Source organism: Pseudoxanthomonas sp. GW2 (assembly GCF_000283075.1).
Taxonomy (GTDB): Bacteria; Pseudomonadota; Gammaproteobacteria; order Xanthomonadales; family Xanthomonadaceae; genus Pseudoxanthomonas.
In genome coordinates this window covers 42,501-59,591 of sequence record NZ_ALIP01000124.1, presented here as the reverse complement: position 1 = coordinate 59,591, position 17,091 = coordinate 42,501, and the positions used below count along the sequence as shown (strand labels likewise).

The 17,091-nt window shown below is 71.2% G+C and carries 21 protein-coding genes and 1 pseudogene; 8 read left to right on the top strand and 14 right to left on the bottom strand.

All coding sequences use genetic code 11. The features are described 5' to 3' along the window. Positions 1-30: 30 nt before the first annotated feature. Together B351_RS0110860 and B351_RS0110855 are read right to left on the bottom strand one after the other, a co-directional pair. Positions 31-516: a pyridoxamine 5'-phosphate oxidase family protein gene (locus B351_RS0110860; protein ID WP_019399071.1), complete on the bottom strand. Its 486-nt coding sequence runs from the start codon at positions 514-516 to the stop codon at positions 31-33. A 20-nt stretch (positions 517-536) separates the two neighbouring features. Next, on the bottom strand, positions 537-908 hold the full coding sequence (locus B351_RS0110855; RefSeq protein ID WP_019399070.1) for a glycine zipper 2TM domain-containing protein: 372 nt from the start codon (positions 906-908) through the stop codon (positions 537-539). A gap of 219 nt (positions 909-1,127) precedes the next feature. Between B351_RS0110855 and B351_RS17670 the strand changes: the two genes are divergently transcribed. Beyond that, positions 1,128-1,562, top strand: a complete 435-nt coding sequence (locus B351_RS17670; RefSeq protein WP_125077285.1) for a hypothetical protein — start codon at positions 1,128-1,130, stop codon at positions 1,560-1,562. 129 nt (positions 1,563-1,691) lie between these two features. Here the strand turns inward: B351_RS17670 and B351_RS0110845 are convergent, their stop codons facing one another. From B351_RS0110845 to B351_RS0110835, 3 genes are all read right to left on the bottom strand, one after another. Next, complete coding sequence (locus tag B351_RS0110845) at positions 1,692-2,528, bottom strand: GGDEF domain-containing protein (RefSeq protein WP_019399068.1); 837 nt, start codon at positions 2,526-2,528, stop codon at positions 1,692-1,694. Positions 2,529-3,391: 863 nt separating this feature from the next. Then, positions 3,392-4,966: a tannase/feruloyl esterase family alpha/beta hydrolase gene (locus tag B351_RS0110840; protein ID WP_019399066.1), complete on the bottom strand. Its 1,575-nt coding sequence runs from the start codon at positions 4,964-4,966 to the stop codon at positions 3,392-3,394. Between the two features lie 130 nt (positions 4,967-5,096). Next, the gene (locus B351_RS0110835; protein WP_083852439.1) at positions 5,097-5,435 is read right to left on the bottom strand and encodes an excalibur calcium-binding domain-containing protein; all 339 of its coding nucleotides are present in this window, start codon (positions 5,433-5,435) and stop codon (positions 5,097-5,099) included. A gap of 338 nt (positions 5,436-5,773) precedes the next feature. Here B351_RS0110835 and B351_RS0110825 point away from each other — a divergent pair, with 338 nt between their 5' ends. Beyond that, positions 5,774-6,184: a hemerythrin domain-containing protein gene (locus B351_RS0110825; protein WP_019399064.1), complete on the top strand. Its 411-nt coding sequence runs from the start codon at positions 5,774-5,776 to the stop codon at positions 6,182-6,184. 113 nt (positions 6,185-6,297) lie between these two features. Here the strand turns inward: B351_RS0110825 and B351_RS0110820 are convergent, their stop codons facing one another. The 8 genes from B351_RS0110820 to B351_RS0110785 all read right to left on the bottom strand — a co-directional run bounded on the left by B351_RS0110820 (position 6,298) and on the right by B351_RS0110785 (position 11,978). After that, positions 6,298-6,945 (bottom strand): glutathione S-transferase family protein, encoded by a 648-nt coding sequence (locus tag B351_RS0110820; RefSeq protein ID WP_019399063.1) that lies wholly within the window; start codon positions 6,943-6,945, stop codon positions 6,298-6,300. Then, entirely contained in the window at positions 6,942-7,163 is a 222-nt protein-coding gene (locus tag B351_RS0110815; protein ID WP_019399062.1) for a DUF4287 domain-containing protein, read from the bottom strand. Before B351_RS0110815 ends, B351_RS0110820 begins: the two co-directional genes overlap by 4 nt. A gap of 75 nt (positions 7,164-7,238) precedes the next feature. Next, on the bottom strand, positions 7,239-7,736 hold the full coding sequence (locus tag B351_RS0110810; RefSeq protein WP_125108905.1) for a DUF3592 domain-containing protein: 498 nt from the start codon (positions 7,734-7,736) through the stop codon (positions 7,239-7,241). Then, a complete protein-coding gene (locus B351_RS17125; RefSeq protein WP_019399060.1) occupies positions 7,733-8,209 on the bottom strand; it encodes a DUF3592 domain-containing protein in 477 nt (158 codons plus the stop codon). The genes B351_RS0110810 and B351_RS17125 overlap by 4 nt, the downstream gene beginning before the upstream one ends. A 141-nt stretch (positions 8,210-8,350) precedes the next feature. Next, positions 8,351-9,097 carry a type I methionyl aminopeptidase gene (gene map / locus B351_RS0110800; protein WP_019399059.1) on the bottom strand — a complete coding sequence of 249 codons (747 nt, stop codon included), beginning with the start codon at positions 9,095-9,097 and terminating at the stop codon, positions 8,351-8,353. A gap of 109 nt (positions 9,098-9,206) precedes the next feature. Next, complete coding sequence (locus tag B351_RS0110795; protein ID WP_026010618.1) at positions 9,207-10,355, bottom strand: diguanylate cyclase; 1,149 nt, start codon at positions 10,353-10,355, stop codon at positions 9,207-9,209. Between the two features lie 189 nt (positions 10,356-10,544). Continuing rightward, positions 10,545-11,183 carry a hypothetical protein gene (locus B351_RS0110790; RefSeq protein WP_125108907.1) on the bottom strand — a complete coding sequence of 213 codons (639 nt, stop codon included), beginning with the start codon at positions 11,181-11,183 and terminating at the stop codon, positions 10,545-10,547. Between the two features lie 87 nt (positions 11,184-11,270). Continuing rightward, the gene (locus B351_RS0110785) at positions 11,271-11,978 is read right to left on the bottom strand and encodes a hypothetical protein (RefSeq protein ID WP_019399056.1); all 708 of its coding nucleotides are present in this window, start codon (positions 11,976-11,978) and stop codon (positions 11,271-11,273) included. Positions 11,979-12,556: 578 nt separating this feature from the next. Between B351_RS0110785 and B351_RS0110780 the strand changes: the two genes are divergently transcribed. Further along, positions 12,557-13,546, top strand: coding sequence for a hypothetical protein (locus tag B351_RS0110780; RefSeq protein WP_019399055.1), 990 nt, complete (start codon positions 12,557-12,559; stop codon positions 13,544-13,546). Further along, positions 13,543-13,884, top strand: coding sequence for a hypothetical protein (locus B351_RS0110775; protein WP_019399054.1), 342 nt, complete (start codon positions 13,543-13,545; stop codon positions 13,882-13,884). Before B351_RS0110780 ends, B351_RS0110775 begins: the two co-directional genes overlap by 4 nt. A 167-nt stretch (positions 13,885-14,051) precedes the next feature. Here the strand turns inward: B351_RS0110775 and B351_RS17815 are convergent, their stop codons facing one another. Continuing rightward, on the bottom strand, positions 14,052-14,438 hold the full coding sequence (locus B351_RS17815; protein WP_019399053.1) for a hypothetical protein: 387 nt from the start codon (positions 14,436-14,438) through the stop codon (positions 14,052-14,054). A 12-nt stretch (positions 14,439-14,450) separates the two neighbouring features. Here B351_RS17815 and B351_RS16665 point away from each other — a divergent pair. The 4 genes and pseudogenes from B351_RS16665 to B351_RS16650 all read left to right on the top strand — a co-directional run. Beyond that, positions 14,451-15,194 (top strand): annotated as a pseudogene (locus B351_RS16665) (recombinase family protein); the annotation flags it as partial. Continuing rightward, positions 15,191-15,709: a hypothetical protein gene (locus tag B351_RS0110765; protein ID WP_019399051.1), complete on the top strand. Its 519-nt coding sequence runs from the start codon at positions 15,191-15,193 to the stop codon at positions 15,707-15,709. The pseudogene B351_RS16665 and the gene B351_RS0110765, both read left to right, overlap by 4 nt. Positions 15,710-16,167: 458 nt before the next feature. Beyond that, positions 16,168-16,584 carry a type II CAAX prenyl endopeptidase Rce1 family protein gene (locus B351_RS16655; RefSeq protein WP_083852437.1) on the top strand — a complete coding sequence of 139 codons (417 nt, stop codon included), beginning with the start codon at positions 16,168-16,170 and terminating at the stop codon, positions 16,582-16,584. An 8-nt stretch (positions 16,585-16,592) separates the two neighbouring features. Continuing rightward, positions 16,593-17,084: an AraC family ligand binding domain-containing protein gene (locus tag B351_RS16650; RefSeq protein ID WP_050992198.1), complete on the top strand. Its 492-nt coding sequence runs from the start codon at positions 16,593-16,595 to the stop codon at positions 17,082-17,084. The last annotated feature ends 7 nt before the right edge of the window (positions 17,085-17,091 follow it).

The window sequence follows — 17,091 nt, the reverse complement described above, 5'->3', positions numbered from 1 at the left end:
CTCCGCCGCCCCCTTTCCGGCCGGCCTGCCTCAGCCGAGGTCGACCCGCGCGACCTTGTCCTTGTAGTCCTGCTTGGGGTCGATGCCCATCAGCATCTTCACCCCGGCAAACAGGCTGTTCTCGTTGAGCCAGACCTCGCCCTGGTCCGGGTCCAGGCGCAGCAGGGCCAGCTTCGGATCGTCCTTGCCCTCATACCAGGCGGCGACGAACGGGTTCCACAGCCGCTCCACCACCGCGCGGTCGGTATCCACCGCCAGCTGCCCGCCGATGCTGGCGAACAGGTCGTGGTCCTTGGCCACGAACGCGGCCGTGGCCCGGCGCGGGCCGGACAGTTCGCGCACCAGGGCGTTGTCGGTGGAGGTGAAGAACCAGATCGGACCATGGCCTTCGTGCTCCAGCTGCGCGGTCATCGGCCGGGTGTGGCCGTCCTCCATGCCGTCCACGCCCAGCATCACGGTCATGTCCGACTTCAGCGCCTTCCAGAATTTGCGTTCGAGTTCCTCGGGACTGGCCATTTCCGGCTCCTGTGTGGGGATCAGCGCCAGACGCGCTCGCAGCGGGTCTCGACCTGGCGCTGGCCGCGCCGTTCCTGGTTGTTGCCCTGGATGTTGCGGCCGATGGCGCCACCGGCGACCGCGCCGCCGACCGTGGCCAGCTTCTTGCCCTTGCCACCGCCGACCTGGTTGCCGAGCAGGCCACCGATCACCGCACCGGTGGCGGTACCGGCAATGCGGTTGGGATCCTTGGTGTTCTGCGCGACCTCGACTTCCTCGCAGACCACGCGGCTGCCGTCACTGAAGCGGCGGCCCTCGTCCTCCGGTCCGTAGGTCTGCTGCGCGCCGGCCACGCCGGCTCCCAGCAGCAGCGGCGCGGCGGCCAGCAGGCGAAGCATCTTCCGGGTGTTCATGGAGGGTCCTCCGTCGTGTGTGTCCCCGCAGCCTTCCGCAGGCGCGGACAAACGACGGTGAAAAACCGGCGCTGCACGGGTGCGCACCGCAGCGGGGGTTCATCGACGTGAGACCCGTGAAAGTGTGAACTTCCGTGAAGGGGTCAGAATTCCCTGATAGCGCGCCCCCCCAGTGGCACGGGAAGCTTGCGCTGCAGGGGAAACAACCCACAGGTCGATATGTGCACAGCTGATCCTCGCGCCGCGGCGGGCGGTGGCCGCGACAGTGGCGGTCACCGGCCCCGGGCCGACCGCAGGTCCCGTTCTCCCGCTTGGTCGCGCTGGGCCTGGAGCGCCGGCACGGCCACCGCGGTCGCCGGCACCTGGCTGCTGGCGCGGGTCGCCGCCCCCGAAGTCGCCGGGCTGGCGGCGCTCACCGATTTCGCCGGCCGCGATAACGTGTTCCTGGGCGTGCTGTCCGGGCTGGGCGCGGCGCTGGCCGCCTACCTGGCACGCGGCGGCCGCGCCGCGGTCCGCCGCCGGCGCCAGCTGGTGGCCATCGCCCTGGGCCTGCTGGCGATCTGCAGCCTGTTGTTCGGGGCGCGCGGCCTGATCCTCATGCTGCTGCTGGAGGTGGCGCTGGCCGGCTCGTTCCCGCGCGAGGGGCCCTGCTAGCTCCTGCGCAGTGCCGGCGGCAGGTTGCCGGGACCAGGGGCGGATGCAGCCTGGCGCGGAGGCGCCGGGACACGGCTGCCCCGCAGGCCCGATGCCCGCGCGTGCGGACGACGTCCCCGGGGCGGCGGCTCAGCCGAGGGTGGCTTCTTCCAGCTGCGCCGCCTCGGCCGGCAGGGGCGCCGGCCCCTGGTCGCCCAGGGTGACCACCGTGGTGTGGCGGCCGCTGGCCTTGGCCTCGTACAGCGCCTGGTCGGCGCGCAGCAGCGCCTCGGTCACCGCCCTGCCCGGCTGCGGGTACAGGTAGTGCAGGCCGATGCTGAGGGTCAGCCGCTTGCCGGGCACGTGCGAGCCCTCGTGCTCGATGCCCAGGCCCGCGATGTCGGCATGGATCGCCGCCAGGGTGGTTTCCACGTCGGCCAGGCTGGCGTCGTACCAGACGCAGACGAATTCCTCGCCGCCGTGGCGGGCCACCATGTCCAGCGGCCCGCGCGCGTGCGCGCCCAGCACCCGGCCCACCGCGCGCAGCACGCGGTCGCCGGCCGGATGGCCGTAGCGGTCGTTGTAGGCCTTGAACCAGTCCACGTCCATCAGCGCGATGCCCAGCGGCCGCTGCTCGGCGCGGGCGCGCTGCCACACCGCGTCGATCCGCTCGGCGAAGGCGCGGCGGTTGGGCAGGCCGGTGAGGTAGTCGCGGTGGGCCATGCCGCGCAGCTGGCGCGCCATCAGGAAGTTGCCGCGCCCCTCCTGGTCCAGCACCCAGGCGGTGATGATGCCGATGATGTTGGTGGTGACGGTGAACACGGTGCGCATGGCCAGCTCGTCGGCCGGCAGGCCGGCCACCGCTTCGGCCAGCGGATACACCACGGTGGTGGTGGTGCCGCACAGGATCGCGGTGTGCAGGCGCATGGCGCCGCAGCCGTACAGGTACATCAGCACCAGCAGCACGCCCTCGTAGTCCAGCGGCATGCCCAGGGCGCGGGTGCGGGTGACCAGGACACAGGCAGGCCAGGCCGGCCAGGCGGTGCAGGATGCCGCGCCACTCCTCGCGGAACGAGGCGGCCAGCAGCAGCACCAGCGGCGCCACCATCAGCAGCAGGCGCAGGAACACCACCTCGCCCATGATCGGCGGGGGCGCCACGAACAGGTCGAGGATGGCGTAGGCCAGCAGCACGCCGACCGCAGCCCCCAGTGCCCAGCGGATGCGCGCCATCAGGGCAGCGTCCTGGAACAGCCGGTATTCGGCCTCCAGCTGCGGCTCGAACCGCCGCAACAGGCCATAGCGCCGCGGCGGGTTCACGGGATCGCCTTCGCCGTCGGTGCGGAATGCAGTGGAAACCATCAGGACCGCTCGCTGGACTGGGAAGTCGCACCCCGCGCAAACAGCAGGCGAGGTCCGACACCATCGTTAACGGCCGCCGCCCGCCGGACTTGAACGGTGCGTATGGAGCGCGCAGGCCTGGGCCGGTGTCCGCCCGGGTCCCGGGCTGGCGACCGGCTCCCGCGCACGCCCCCGGCGCGGCCTAGTGTCCCGGCATCCCCGCGGCCTGGCCATCGGGGAAGCCCCTACAGCAGGTCCGCCGGCGCCCGACGCCGCACGGCATGGAACCCGGCGCGGGTACGGCTGGCGACCCGCACGCCGGGCAGCCGCGGCGTCCATCGGACACACGGGCAACCGCTGTCGCCGCAACGTGGGCGCGAACGCCTCGCCAGGGCCGCGCCCCTGGTCGCGCACCCAGGTGCGCCCGGACCGAAGAACGGCGTGGCGAGCAGCAGCGGCATCGCGGCGCGGCCAGGCGGCCGCGCATGGAGGGAACAGGCCGGTGCCGGCCTCAGTCGCCGGCCTGGCAGATGTAGCTGTCCGGGTGGGCCGGATCGCCGCCCTGGTAATGCGCATGGGTCGGGTACGGGCACAGCGGGCGCTCGCCCGGCAGGGCAGCCCCGCGTGCCAGCACCCGGCCGGGCGCGCGGCCCTGTTCCACCCACTCCACCAGCGGGGTCAGCAGGTCGAACTGGTCGCGCGCGGTGCCGCCGCCGCAATGGCCCATGCCCGGCACGAAGTAGAACCGCGCCGCGTCGTTCCAGGCCTGGGCGCCGTTGGCCGCCTCGGCACGCCTGAAGTAGTCCAGCGTGTCCCAGGCCGAGAACCAGGGATCGCTGACGCCATGCACGTACATGGCCTTGCCGCCGCGGCCGAGGAAGCCGCCGAGGTTGGTCCAGGTGTCGGTGTCGGTCAGCATCTGCACCGCGTCGGCGCGCACCCGGCGGGCCTGGGCATCGGCGTCGAAGCCCTCGGCCGGGGGCATCACCGCGGCGAGGATGTCCGGGCCCTCGGCCGGCAGGAAGCCGGGGATGCCCGGGCCCTCGTACACGATGCCGGTGTCGTAGGGGTAGTCCACGTACAGCGGCGCGCCGGCCGCGTCGCGCGGTGCCTTGAACGCCTCCTCCAGCGCCGCGACCTGGGCCGCGGAGAGGCAGCCGTCCTGCTTGCCGGCCTTGCACTGAAGGCGCTTCGGCTCGAAGCGGCAGGCCAGCACGTTCTCGATCACCCCGTCGGCCAGGCCGTCCAGGGCGTCGCACTGCGCCAGCAGTTCCTTCAGGACCAGTGCCTTGTCCGCGGCCGAATAGGTCCGCGCCAGCTGCGGCTTGCCCTGGGCATCGCGTGGCGCGGCCTGCATGAACCTGCTGCGCGCATGCGCCAGGGCCAGGTTGGAAAAGCCGGTGCGCATGGCCGGGGCCACCGCGATCACGCCGTCGAACAGCTCCGGATAGCGCTGGGTGGCGAGCATGGTCTCGCGGCCACCGGTGGAGCAGCCGGCCATGTACGAATGGTGCGGCGCCTTGCCGTAGTAGCGCTCCACCAGCAGCAGCGCGGCCTGGGCGGTGGTGCCGACCGAGGCATGGGCGAAGTCCAGCGCGGCGCGCTGGTCGCGCATGAACGAGGCGTCGAAGCCCTCGCCCTTGTGCCCGCTGTCGGTGGAGACCACGGCAAAGCCGCGTGCCAGCGCAGGCGCGTCGCCGGCGGCGGTGGTGCCCAGTGCCGGGGCGATCGAACCGTTGAGCCCGCCGCCGCCCTGGAACAGGAAGCGCCCGTTCCAGCCCTCCGGCAGGGCCAGCTCGAAGCCGATGCCGTAGCGGACGCCATCGGCGCCGGTGCGGTCGTTGATCCGGCCGGAGACCTTGCAATGCGCCGGCAGCGGTACCGCCACCGGCGGCAGGTAGGGCTGCGCGCGCACCGTGCCCGGGGGCGCCGCGGGCACGCGCTCGGCCGCGGTCACTTCCAGCCGCAGCCGCGCATCGGTGAAGCCCACCAGCGCCTGGCACGCATCCGCGCCCTTGCCCGCGGCCAGCGCCTCGCCCGCCATGCCGCCCAGCAGCACCAGGCCCAGCAGGGCCGCTCCGGTCATCCGCATCGCATCCTCCCCTTGGTCACGGTTCCGTCCAGCCCGCGCGCGCCGGCAGCCGACGGCATGCAGGACGGCGCAGACGGCCGCATCTTCCGGCACGCTTCCGGCGGAAGGCAATGCGGCGGCGCGGTTACTCGCAGCCGATGCCGTCGTTGTCGCGGTCCAGGTGCGGGCCGTAGCCGGGATCGCCGCGGCGTACCGGGGCGGCGCCGGCCGCGCGTGCCTCGGCGCAGTTGCGGAAGGCACGGCCATTGGCCGGGGCCGCGCGCGCGGGCGCCTGCAGCGACTGCGCCTGGCTGGCGGCATTGCCGGCGGGCGCGCGATGGCAGTGGTAGCCGCCGTTGCGGCGGTCGTGGTGGCAGCCCTCGGCGTTGAGCCCGCCGGGGTGGGCCTGCGCCAGCGGGGCCAGCGGCGCGAGCAGCACGACCAGCAGCAACCACCAAGACCTGGGCTTGCGCCTGTTGCGCATGGATCCCCCTCCCTCCCGGTGTCCGCACACAGGTACCGCCAAATGCCCTGGCATGCAATCGGACACTGGTTCACCCCTCCGGGACTGGGGCCGGGGCGGACCGGTCGTCGACGCAGGCGCATGCCTGCGCCGGCGGGAACCCCGCATCCTGCAACGCCTGCTCCGCCTCCGTCCTGCTGCATTTGCCCGCACGCGCCGCGGCGTGCATGCGTGGCCCAGGCCCTGCGGATTGCGGCCGGCATGGCCCGCGCTTGACCCAGGTCAGGGCACCACGAAGCGGCGACCGCCACAGTGCGCGCGTGGGCATCCGCCCATGCACGCGAGGACTGCAACACGCCATGGACATGGATCGCTACCACCGCGACCACGCGACGATCCTGGAGCAGATCGAGACCCTGCGCTCGCTGTCACGGGCCGGGATCGCCGGCAACGCCGGTGCCATCAGCCAGGCCATCGTCGGCACCGCCAGCCTGATCAAGTTCCACCTGGCGGCCGAGGACCAGGTGCTGTACCCGCGCCTGGCGCGCAGCGGCCGCGCCGACCTGGCCGCGCTCAGCTCCCGCTACCAGGCCGAGATGCAGGGCCTGGCCGAGGCCTTCGGCCGTTTCGTCGAGCGCTGGCGGGTGCCGGCGCGGCTGCAGGCCGACCCGGAAGCGTTCCGCAGCGACGCCAACACCGTGCTGCGGGCGCTGTACGAACGCCTGCGCCGCGAGGACCGGGAGCTGTATCCGGCCGCCGGCCGGCTCTGAGCGCGGCGCCGCCACCGGCGCGACGAAGGCGGCGGCGAAGAACGCCAGCGAGCCCAGGCCAGGCCCCAGGAACCGCATGTCCGCCATCGCCGGCACCTCGTGGCCGCGGGCAGCTAGGCCGCCTGCGGTACCGGCGGCAGCTCCGGTGCGTCCAGTCCGGCGAAGGGATCGGACCAGGCCGGAAGCGCCTCGATCCGCGCGTACCAGGCGCGGATCGCCGGATAGTCATGCAGCGGCAGGCCGGCGATCTGGTGGTGCGGCAGGAAGCTGGCCATGCGGAAGTCCGCATAGGAGATCCCGTCGCGCAACAGCCAGGGCCGCGCGGCCAGCTGTTCCTCCAGCAGCGCGGCGCTTTCGGCGAACAGCGCCAGGCCCTTGGCCACCTCGCCCCGGTCCACCGGTCCCAGGCCGTAGCGCTGCTTGGTCACGTACTCGAACTGGACCATGTCGCAGGCGCGCACGAAGTTCTGCTTGCCCCAGCTGAGCCATTGCAGCATTGCCGGCTCGTCCATGCCGGTGCGCCAGAACGGCGAACGCACCTCGCGCGCCAGCCGGCAGGCGATGGCGTCGGTTTCCCACAGGCTGCTGCCGTCGTCGTACACCAGGATCGGGACGCGCAGCGCCGGGGTGAGCGGGCGGTAGCGCTCGGCCTGGCCCGGCGCCAGCGGCGCGGCAAACTCGAACTGCACCGGCGCCTGCAGGTAGCGCGCGGTGGCCACGGCCAGGCGCGGGTTGGGGTTGCGGCTGTACAGCAGCTTCATGCGCCCCTCCCCTGCCGGCTGCGGTGCCAGGCGACGAGGGCATTGGCATGGCCGTGGCCCAGGCCGTGGGTCTGCCTGAGCAGGGCCACCTGGTCCATGTGCGCCAGGCCGGCGGTCTGGTCCAGCACCGCCAGCCAGTGGGCGATGGGCTTGCCGTAGGTTCGTTCGATCGAGGGGAAGTAGGACGCGGGCCCGGTGGCCCCTGCTGGATTGCCCATGGCGTGCTCCGTGCGCGGGGATGTCGCCGGTACGACGTCCCGGGCGCGCCCCGATCGACATTGCGGGCGCGCCGCCTAGCGCAGTCCGTAGTGGGCGAAGTACAGCAGCGGTGGCAGCAGGGCCAGGACCAGCAGGAAACCGATCCCGAACCACCCCGGACGCACCAGGAAGGCGCGGTGGTGGCGGGTCGGGTGGTGCAGCACCCGCACCCGGTCGCCGTCCGCGTGCACGCCCAGGCGCTGCAGCTCGAGCAGGCCGCGGAGGGCGCCGGAGGCAGCCAGCGGCCAGGCCGTCACCCGCGAGCCACGGTAGCGACGGCCGTCCACTTCGTACTCATAGTCGGCCTTCATGCGGTAGGTACGCTCCGCCCGGAGCAGGGCCACGCCGATCTGGCGCTGTTCCAGCATGCGCAGGGTGCCGGCCACCGCGGGCCAGCGGCGGATGCGCAGCAGGTACCACGCGCCGTAGCCGCAGCACAGCGAGGCGTACATCCACATCCAGAACAGCAGCGCCTGCCTGTCGCCGGCGGCCGCGCCGTGCCACATGCGCACCAGGTACTCCGCCACGCTCACGTGCCGGCCTCCGCGGCCGGGCGCACCCTGCGCCACGCGCGCCGTTCCAGGTACAGGCACAGCAGGCCAAAGCCCATGAACGCCAGCCCGCCGAACAGGGGCAGGCGGGCGGCCGCGGTAATCCCCGGCTGCAGCACCGCAAGCTCCGGCCGGGCGGGGTGGTGGAACACGGCCACCTTCCGCCCCAGTGCCAGGCCGGCAAGCATGGCTTCGGCGCCCTTGCGGTCGCTGGAAACCGGCAGGCCGGAGAAGTACAGGCGGGTGGACTCGTAGGACTGCCCGCGCACCTGGTAGCGGTAGTGCACGCGCGGGAGGAAGGTGTGGGAGCGGCGGACGTCCAGCCCGGCATCCAGCACCACGCCTTCCACGGCCGGCCAGTCGCGCGAGGCCGCGGCGTGGTACAGCCCGTGCAGGCCCGCGGCCAGCAAGGCCGCGCCCAGCAGCACGAACAGCGCGCAGAACAGCTGCTTCAACACCTGTGTTGCCCGTCCCCTTGTGGCCCCGGGCAGGCGACCACCAATCCCGTGGCGGGGCAACTCCCCCCGCCCCGCGCCTGCCCTGTCGGCGTCGGATCATCCGGCACCACGGCGGCCGCTGGCAACGGCCGGGGATGCTCAGTGCAGGGTCAGGACGATGGGCGCGTCGCGGGTGATGACCAGGGTGTGCTCGTACTGGGCCGAGCGGTTGCCCGGCGCGCCCAGCAAGGTCCAGCCATCGCCGGCTTCCTCGACCACGCGGGTGCGGGTGGAGATGAAGGGCTCGATGGTGATCACCATGCCCTCCTCCAGCACGCGCGCGTCGGTCGGGTCGTAGTAGCCGGGGATATGGTCCGGCTCCTCGTGCAGGCTGCGGCCCACGCCGTGGCTGCCCAGGTTCTCGATCACCCGGAAGCCGAACCGGCGCGCAGTGGCCTCGATGGCCTTGCCGATCAGGTTCAGCGGCTGCCCGGCGCGGGCGACCTTCAGCGCCTCCGCCAACGCAGTGCGCGAGGCGTGGCACAGCCTGGTATCGCGCGCCGAGGCCTTGGGCAGCACGCGGGTGCCGCCGGTGTCGGCATAGTAGCCACCCAGCTCGGCCGAAACGTCCACGTTGAGCACGTCGCCGGCGCGCAGCACGCGCGGGCCCGGCACGCCATGCGCGGCCTCCTCGTTGACGCTGATGCAGGTCGCGCCCGGGAAACCGTAGACCGCGCGTGGCGCCGGCGTCGCCCCGGCGTCGGCCAGCATGCGTTCGCCGATGGCGTCCAGTTCCGCGGTAGTCATGCCCGGAACGGCCGCCGCCAGCATCGCCTCGCGCACCCGCGCGACGATGCCGCCAATGACTTTCAGGCCCTCAAGGTCGGCAGGAGATCCGATGGTCATGCGCGGAGTCTACTCCTGGCGTGCGGCGGGGAATGGAACAGCGCTGCCGCGCGGGAGCGACCGGCCCTGCTGGTGGTGCAGGCCGCCCAGGCGGGGACCGGGCTGCACTTCAGGCCGCTTCGATGCGGTTGCGGCCGGATTTCTTGCCGCGGTAGAGCGCGGCGTCGGCGGCCTGCATGGCCTGTTCCAGGGCGGCGGTGCTGGCGAAGCTTCCGGAGATGCCGATGGTGACGGTGCAGCGCAGGGCTTGATGGGCCGGGTCATGGCCCAGGGCCTCGGCCTCGACCGTGCCACGGATGCGCTCGGCCAGGCTCCACGCGGCCTTGGCGTCGATGCCCGGGCAGACCACCGCGAACTCCTCGCCGCCCATCCGGCAGACCAGGTCGCCCGGGCGCACGGCACCGCGCAGCACCGTGGCCACCGCGCACAGCACCGCGTCGCCGGCCTGGTGGCCGTGGCGGTCGTTGATGCGCTTGAAATGATCCACGTCGATCATCAGCAACCGCGCATCGGCGCCCGGGCGCTGGAAGCAGGCCTCCAGCGCCTCGGCCAGGCCGCGGCGGTTGAGCAGCCGGGTCAGCGGATCGCGCGCAGCCATCCCGCGCAACTGGTCGGTCAGGCGGCGCAGCACCAGCCATACGAACGACGGCGGCATGATCGTCGCCAGCGAGCACATGTAGATGTAGAAGACCATCTGGAAGCGCGCGTCCATGTCCAGCGCCTCCAGGCCGCCGTCCACGAGCTTGCCCAGCTTCATCAGGTTGAGCACGAGGATGCCGCCGATCAGCAGCACGAACAGCACCACCTCTCCGCGCAGGTTGCGCGCGTAGCTGCGCAGGCCCAGCAGCAGGGCCACGATCATGAAGGCGAAGCACAGCGAGCACACCGCCGACAGCAGGGCATAGCGCGCCACCGCGCCCAGGCCCCAGTGCACCACCGCCTGCAGCGCGGCATATCCCAGCACCACCGCGCACAGCGGCAGCAGCAGGGGCACGCGCTTGCCGAAGAAGCGCGCGCCGCCGATGCAGTACGCCACCAGCGCGCCGAGGGTGAAGCAGTGGTTGACCACCCCCATCCAGCCCCATCCGGGCGACTCCATCAGCTGCAGCACGTAGGCCACGCCGAGGATGAGATTGCCCGCCGCGAACGCATCCATGCCCATGCGGTCGCTTCCCAGGCGCCGGCCGATGAGCAGGAACATCACCGCGAAGCTCAGCGAGTAGACACACAGCATGCCTACGAGGACGGTGGCAACCATCGGTCAGTCCCTGGACGGATGTGGACGCGCGAACCATCGGGCTGCCAGCTCCGGACCCGCGCTGGCGCGGGCCCCTTCCGGCGCGCGGGAGGTCGGGCCGTGTCGTGGCAACGGCCACCCCGGGGTACGGGACACCCGTGCCCCGGTGTAATGCAACGCAGCCGGATCCGGCCGCGCGGCTGCCTGCGGTCAGTTGCTGGGCAGCCAGCCCTTCTCGGTCTTCTCGAAGTTGTGCCAGGCGTGGCGCTCGACGCCGTCGCCGACCTGGAAGTCGTCGGCGAACTGCATCTGCTCCAGGTGGTTCCAGGCGACGATGAAGGACACCCGCCGCAGCTCGGCCTGCTCCGGCGCATCGGCGCTTTCCCAGAACGCACGGCACGGCGCACAGGCGGCCAGCATCGCGTCGCGACGCGGCGCGAATCCGTCGCCCTGGGCGTTGATCCACTGCGAGGCGACCATGACGGACTGCATCAGGTTGACCCCGTCCTGGAGCGCGCCGAAGTCCATGTCCGACTGCGCCTGGCGCGCCGCCGACTGCTGCAGCTCCTCGTTCAGGCCGCGGGCCAGGCCGAGGATGACCTCGCCGTAGGGCTTGGCCAGCTGCAGCTTGTAGGTGTAGGTCACCCGGTAGCGGTTGGCCGAATCCGGATCCAGCTGGCCATTGCTGCGCTGGAAATCCACGATTTCCAGGCCATCAGCCAGGTCGGTCTCGGCCAGCTTGCGCACCACTGGCTCGGCCACCTTGTCACTGGGCCGGTCCTCGCCGCAGCCGGCCAGCAGCAGCACCATCAGCGCCGCCGCCGCGGCCTTGGACAGAATTCGCTTCACGGATCACCTGCATTGGGGGGACGCCCTGCGCGCGGGCAGGGACAAGGCATCCGTTATCGGCCGGGCGGAGGCAAACCTTAGCCATGGCTAACGCCGCCGCTCGACCCGGAAGCGGAACACGTAGTCCTCGTCGTTCCAGTGCGCGACCACGTCGACCTCGTACGGCGCCCGGCCCCTGGCCTTGCCGACCACGATCTGCCCGCCCCAGGACTCCTGCGGGCCGACCGTGGTGGTCTGCAGGATGGTATTGCCGAGCCGTTCCAGGGTCGCGTGCAGCTCGCGGTCGATCAGGTAGATGCCGCCGGCGGCCAGCGCCGTGGCCGCGGCGGTCCCGGCGGCGGCCGCCGCCGGGTCGTACCAGGTGGTGCGCGCCAGGCGCGGACCGCGCGGCGTGTAAACCGTGGTGTCCACGCTGGTATAGGCGTTGTTGGTGGCCGCCACCGCCGTGGCCACCCCGGCCAGGGCCACGGCGACCGCCGCCCAGGTCGCCGCCGACTCCGCCTCCCGCTCCAGGTCCTCGTACGAATAGACCGGCACCCAGGCCCCGCCCACCCGCGCGGTGAAGTTCCCGGGCCCGAAGTCCGAAGGCATGTCCAGCTTGTTGTAGCCGGCCACGGCAAAGCTGATCCGCCCGTTGACCTCCACCCCCAGCGGCGTGACCCGCACCGCCCCGTTGCGCAGCTCCAGGTCGGCCGTCGGCCGCCCGTTGTAATAGCTCAGCTGTGCCGCGCCGGTATCGACCGGCGTGATCGTGTACTTCGTCGTCGCGCACGCAGTCAGCGCGAGCGCCGTCATGGCGCAAACCAGTGCCTTTCCAGCCATCCCCCTACCCCCCCACTCTGGCGCGTTCCGCCATGGGGACTCTATTACCTGGCCGGGCCGCTTGAAACGGACCACGGATGGCACCGTTGGGCGGCCAGACAGCCAGGACATCAGCCGGCAAACGGGGTGGCAAACACGGCAGACGGGGTCAGGTTCGCCTCCTGCAAGGCCGGTTGGATCTTCCGGAACCGGCCGGACCCTTGCCGCGCCGGACCAGGTCCAGGCCGCGGAAGTGGACCTGACCCCGCTCAACCCCGTTCGCAATCCGGCCGTGCCTCCACCCCAGTGGCGGACCCGCACCACCCCGTTGCGCGGCTCCAGGCCGGCCGGCGGCCGCCGGCGCGCGGCGCCCGCCGCACTGCCCCCGGCGCAAATAAGATGTATCCGGTGCCAGGGGCACCATCCCGGCCTGCCAGGATCGGCTCCCAATGGATCCCCGGCACGTCAGGGCCGACCTTTGCCGCACCGGTCGTTCCGCAGCGCGCAGGACCACGCCGCGCTGCTCCTGGCGCAGTTCCCGTTCCACGTTCCACGACCAAGGGAGTGAACGGATGTCACGCGTGCTGATGTGTGTCTTGCTGCTCTTCCTTTCCGGATGCGCCTCGGTGCCGAGGGAGGAAGCCCTGAAGCTCGGTGCTGCCGGACAGAAGGCCGCCGAAGCGGGCCAGGCCGCGCTGGCCGACCTGGCCGGCGAGGTCGGCGGGTTTCCCGAACGCAGCGCGGTGCTGCTGACGGTTGCCACGTGCACGGCGCCGGCAACACCCTCGCCGTGCGGGATCAGCCAGGCACCAGGCGATGTGCTCACGGCGGACGAAAAGCTTGCAGGGGTGATATCGCTGAGGGCCCGCGCCCTGTCCCAGCTGCATTCGGCCTATGGCGTCTTCCTGGAGGAAGCGGAGTACGACGCCGCGGTCGATATCGACCAGTCCCTCGGCGAGCTTGCCGACAGCGTCAACAACCTGGCCGGTGCCATGGCCTTGCTGTCGGGCGGGACCAGCTTGCTGGCGCTTCCGGCCACGAAGATCGCGCGCAAGGCGGCAGGGGAATCGGCCAGGACCGCGCAGAAGCGACGCCTGCTGGAAGCCAGCCGGGCATTGGGGGAGATAGACCAGCGGCTGCTCGAACTGCTGCGCGAGGAAGCGGAGGTCTACCAGGGCATCAGCGAAATCCTGCACTCCAACCGCCTGCAGCTGGCCGATGTCCTGCTGCAGGCCGGGCTCCTCGATCCCAGGCCGCTGGTCGACGATTTCCTTTCCCGCAACCGGCTGGGAGCGGCCATGGAACTGGAGGCCAGCGATCCGGTCGTCCTCGCCCTGGCGCGCACCGTCCACGCACACCAGGCCGGCCGCCTCGCCGCCGCGAGCCGCGCGGCCTACCAGTCGCACATCAGCGCCTTCGAAGCCCTTATCGCCCTGCACGAGGACTTCGAGGCCGGCAAGCCGCTATCGCTGGACGACGTCGCCAGGGCCCTGGGCGAGATCAGGCTGTGGGCTGAACTTCTCGAGGAACCCGACGGGCAGGCCGCGGAGGAAGCGCCGTGACGATCAAGGACACCAGGCTCAGGGAATTCCAGCGCGCCCTGCAGGACGCCACCGAAAACCTTGCCGCGGACATTGCCGCCGCCCAGGGCAACGCGGAGCTGATCCAGAAGATCCAGGCCAACTACTGGAAGCACCACGCCAACTGGTCCATGGCCGCCACCGCCGCGCTGGAAAAGAACAACGACAGGATCCAGGCGCTGTTCGACGACGCCAAGGCTGCGAACAAGGCGATCAGGGAGGCGCGCAAGAAGGCGGAGGACATCGCCACCATCGTCCGCTCCTCGTCCAACGTCGCCACGGCGCTCACGCAGCTGCTGGAGAACGTGGCCAAGGCCTAGGCACCCGCCCGCCACGCTTCCTGGATGACGAGGATCGCGTGCGCTACCGCCCCGGAACAAAAGGGCCAGAACCGGAGGAAACCCGACCCTGGCCCCTGTTTCCCATCTGAACCACCCGGGCCACGCCACGCAGCCCGGGTGGCACCGTTACACAATGCGCAACGGCGTCAGCCTTCGATGCCCATCTTCGCCTTGACCAGCTGGGCGGACTGCGCGCCGTGGCGGTCATACGGACGGGTCAGGAAGTACTTGTCGGCCGGGAAGCCGGCCGGCAGGATCTTCTTGTCCAGGGTCACCAGCACCTCGCCGGTGCCCGGCACCAGCAGGTCGAACGCATCCGGGAACACGACCGCTTCCAGCCGGGCGCTGTTGACGGTGGCCTTCTCGCCGCCGTTGTCGGACATGGCCGAGGCCAGGAACACGTACCCCTTCACGACCAGCGGCACGTCCGCGTTGCCGTTGCCGTCGCGCTTGCCGGCCAGCTTGGCTTCGACCTCGCGTGCGGCGGCCTCGTCCATCGGCAGCCAGAATTCCGAACTGTTGGCCAGGTCCATCGACGGCACACCACCAAGGCCTGGGTGACGCAGGGCGGGCGGCAACGAAGGGGCCGCCCCATCGATCAGCAGTACATCTTTGCCCTGCTGCGCAACCGGATCTACCTGGGTGAGATCCGCAACAAGGGTGTGTGGTACGCCGCTCAGCACCAGGCCATCGTCCCGCAGGAACTGTGGGAGGCGGCCCACGCCTTCATCGAGCGCCGCAAGCAGGCACCGCGTGAGCACCGCGCCAAACATCCGGCCCTGCTGGCCGGGCTGCTCTTCGCGCCCGATGGCCAGCGCATGTTGCACACCTTCGTCAAGAAAAAGAACGGGCGCATGTATCGCTACTACGTGCCCTACCTGCACAAGCGCCGCAATGCGGGCGCGAACCTGACGCCGGATGTGCCCGACATCGGCCACCTGCCCGCAGCCGAGATCGAGAACGCAGTGCTGACGCAGATCCACGCGGCGCTCTCGGCGCCGGAGGTGCTGATCGGCACCTGGCGCGCCTGCCAACGTCACCCCGCTGGCGCGGCTCTCGACGAAGCCCAGGTGGTCGTGGCGATGCGACGCATCGGCGCCGTGTGGGCGCAGTTGTTTCCGGCCGAGCAGCAACGCATCGCGCGGCTGCTGATCGAGCGGGTCCAACTGCATGAGCATGGGCTCGACATCCTTTGGCGCGATGACGGATGGATCGGACTCGGCCCGGACATCGCGGCACATCCCCTCGTCGAGGAGGCGCGCGCCAAGCCCGAGGAGACCTGTGTATGACCGACAAGCGCACCACTGTCGTTGGCAACCCGCGCCTCCTCACCGTCCGCATCGAGGTCGGGGCCGAGACCCGCAGCTACGTGAGCGGCCGCCAGCGCGTGACCCTGGTGCCGCTCACGATCAAGCGCCGTCAGAACCGCAAGCTGCTCATTCCCCCGGCGGCCGGGGATGCCGCGCGGGCATCGGGCGGGCTCGACGTCCCGATGATCAAGACCGTGGGCAAGGCCTTCTACTGGAAGCGCCTGCTCGACGAGGGGCGCTACCCGACCGCCACCGATCTCGCACGGGCACTGAAGCTGGAGCCCGGTTGGGTGGCCGAGGTGCTGCGGCTCACGATGCTGGCGCCCGACATCATCGAAGCCATCCTCGATGGCCGGCAGCCGCGACACCTGAACTTGCAGACCCTGCGCGGCCGGCACGATCTGATACCACGGGATTGGTCCGAACAGCGCGAAGTCTTGGGGTTTGCGAAGGAAAATGATCGCAGTTTTCATCATTTCACTGGAAACGGGTGAGGGCGCAAGCACTGCGGGCGCAATGGGGCACCCACTCCGCTTCGACAAAAGTGGCCTGAGGAACCTGTCAGCGGTGAAAATATGGCAATCGTCCTGCCGCACTCATCACCCCGCATGTCAACCCCAATGAAGCCCCAGTGGTGGTGTCGCACCTGGCCCGTGGCCCTCGTGGGCTGGGTGGGCGTGCTCGCCTTGCTGGGCCAGCCACTGCCCACCGTGCCCGCGGACCTCGCCGCACAGTGGGCCGCGCTGCCGCATTGGGCCCAGCGGGCGGTCTTGATCGTCCAGCCCGGGCTGCTGGTGCTGGCCGCCAGCGCGGTGGGGGCGGCCTTGGCCCATCGGGTGGGCTTGCGCAGCGCGCTGGCCGGCACAGGCACCTGCCCGCCTGGCCAGACATGGGCAGGGGTCTTGCTGCTCGGTGCGTGCGTGGGCGGTCTCGTACGCGGGCTTGATCGGATCTGGGCGCCGCACTTGGGCACCGCCTGGCAGGCCTTGGTGCACGCCCAGTCGGCCCAACCCAGTTCCCGTGGTGGATCGGCCCGCTCTACGGCGGGCTGGCCGAGGAGGTGATCGCGCGCTGGGGCGTGATGAGTTTGCTGGCCTGGGGATTGGCCCGCGTGTGGGGTGAGCGCCGCCAGCGGCTGGCTCTGGTGCTGGCGGTGGTCGTCTCAGCGCTGGCGTTCGGCGCGGCCCACCTGCCGATGCTGGCAGCACAGATCGACTTGAGCCCCGCCATCGTGGCGCGCACGCTGGTGCTCAATGCCTTGGGCGGCGTGGTGTACGCCGTCGTGTTCATCCGTCACGGCCTGGAAGCGGCCATGGCCGCGCACGCCAGCACCCACTTGGGGCTGCTGGCGGCCCGCGCCTGGGGATGATGCCCGCCATGCCAGCGGCCTTCACCCTGCTGCCTGGTGCCTTGAAGGGCGTGCGCGCCGTCGTCGGCGACACGGCGCGGTCATTTGCGCGCCACACGCATGACGAGTTCGGCATCGGCCTGATCGACCGCGGCGCGCAACGTTCGGCCTCAGGGCGGGGCCCCGTCGAAGCATGGGCGGGTGATGTGATCACGGTCAATCCGGGTGAGGTGCACGACGGCGCGGCGCTCACCCCTGCCGGGCGGCGCTGGCGCATGCTGTACCTAGACGTCGGCGTTTTGCGAGCCTGGGCTGACGACATGGGCGCCGATGGTGTGCGCCTTGCCGCCGAGTTCACCCAGCCGGTGCTTCGAGACGCCCGCCTGGCAGCCGGTTTTCGGCAGGCTTTCGCGTGCGTGACCGGCCCCACACTGCCCGAGCAGGCACCTGCCCAGGCCATGGCTGCCCACGAGGCCTTGCTGAGTCTGTTGGGCGCGCGCTTGGCTTTCACGCAACGCTGAAAGCGTC

Bases quoted from the DNA above. Each gene is read 5' to 3' on its own strand.
- B351_RS0110845 (WP_019399068.1), bottom strand. From the start codon at position 2,528: ATGCCGCTGGACTACGAGGGCGTGCTGCTGGTGCTGATGTACCTGTAC.
- B351_RS0110820 (WP_019399063.1), bottom strand. From the start codon at position 6,945: ATGAAGCTGCTGTACAGCCGCAACCCCAACCCGCGCCTGGCCGTGGCC.
- B351_RS0110765 (WP_019399051.1), top strand. From the start codon at position 15,191: ATGACCGACAAGCGCACCACTGTCGTTGGCAACCCGCGCCTCCTCACC.
- B351_RS0110855 (WP_019399070.1), bottom strand. From the start codon at position 908: ATGAACACCCGGAAGATGCTTCGCCTGCTGGCCGCCGCGCCGCTGCTG.
- B351_RS0110860 (WP_019399071.1), bottom strand. From the start codon at position 516: ATGGCCAGTCCCGAGGAACTCGAACGCAAATTCTGGAAGGCGCTGAAG.
- map (WP_019399059.1), bottom strand. From the start codon at position 9,097: ATGACCATCGGATCTCCTGCCGACCTTGAGGGCCTGAAAGTCATTGGC.
- B351_RS17815 (WP_019399053.1), bottom strand. From the start codon at position 14,438: ATGGACCTGGCCAACAGTTCGGAATTCTGGCTGCCGATGGACGAGGCC.
- B351_RS0110835 (WP_083852439.1), bottom strand. From the start codon at position 5,435: ATGCGCAACAGGCGCAAGCCCAGGTCTTGGTGGTTGCTGCTGGTCGTG.
- B351_RS0110780 (WP_019399055.1), top strand. From the start codon at position 12,557: ATGTCACGCGTGCTGATGTGTGTCTTGCTGCTCTTCCTTTCCGGATGC.
- B351_RS0110825 (WP_019399064.1), top strand. From the start codon at position 5,774: ATGGACATGGATCGCTACCACCGCGACCACGCGACGATCCTGGAGCAG.
- B351_RS0110840 (WP_019399066.1), bottom strand. From the start codon at position 4,966: ATGACCGGAGCGGCCCTGCTGGGCCTGGTGCTGCTGGGCGGCATGGCG.
- B351_RS0110795 (WP_026010618.1), bottom strand. From the start codon at position 10,355: ATGGTTGCCACCGTCCTCGTAGGCATGCTGTGTGTCTACTCGCTGAGC.
- B351_RS0110785 (WP_019399056.1), bottom strand. From the start codon at position 11,978: ATGACGGCGCTCGCGCTGACTGCGTGCGCGACGACGAAGTACACGATC.
- B351_RS16650 (WP_050992198.1), top strand. From the start codon at position 16,593: ATGCCAGCGGCCTTCACCCTGCTGCCTGGTGCCTTGAAGGGCGTGCGC.
- B351_RS0110815 (WP_019399062.1), bottom strand. From the start codon at position 7,163: ATGGGCAATCCAGCAGGGGCCACCGGGCCCGCGTCCTACTTCCCCTCG.
- B351_RS17670 (WP_125077285.1), top strand. From the start codon at position 1,128: ATGTGCACAGCTGATCCTCGCGCCGCGGCGGGCGGTGGCCGCGACAGT.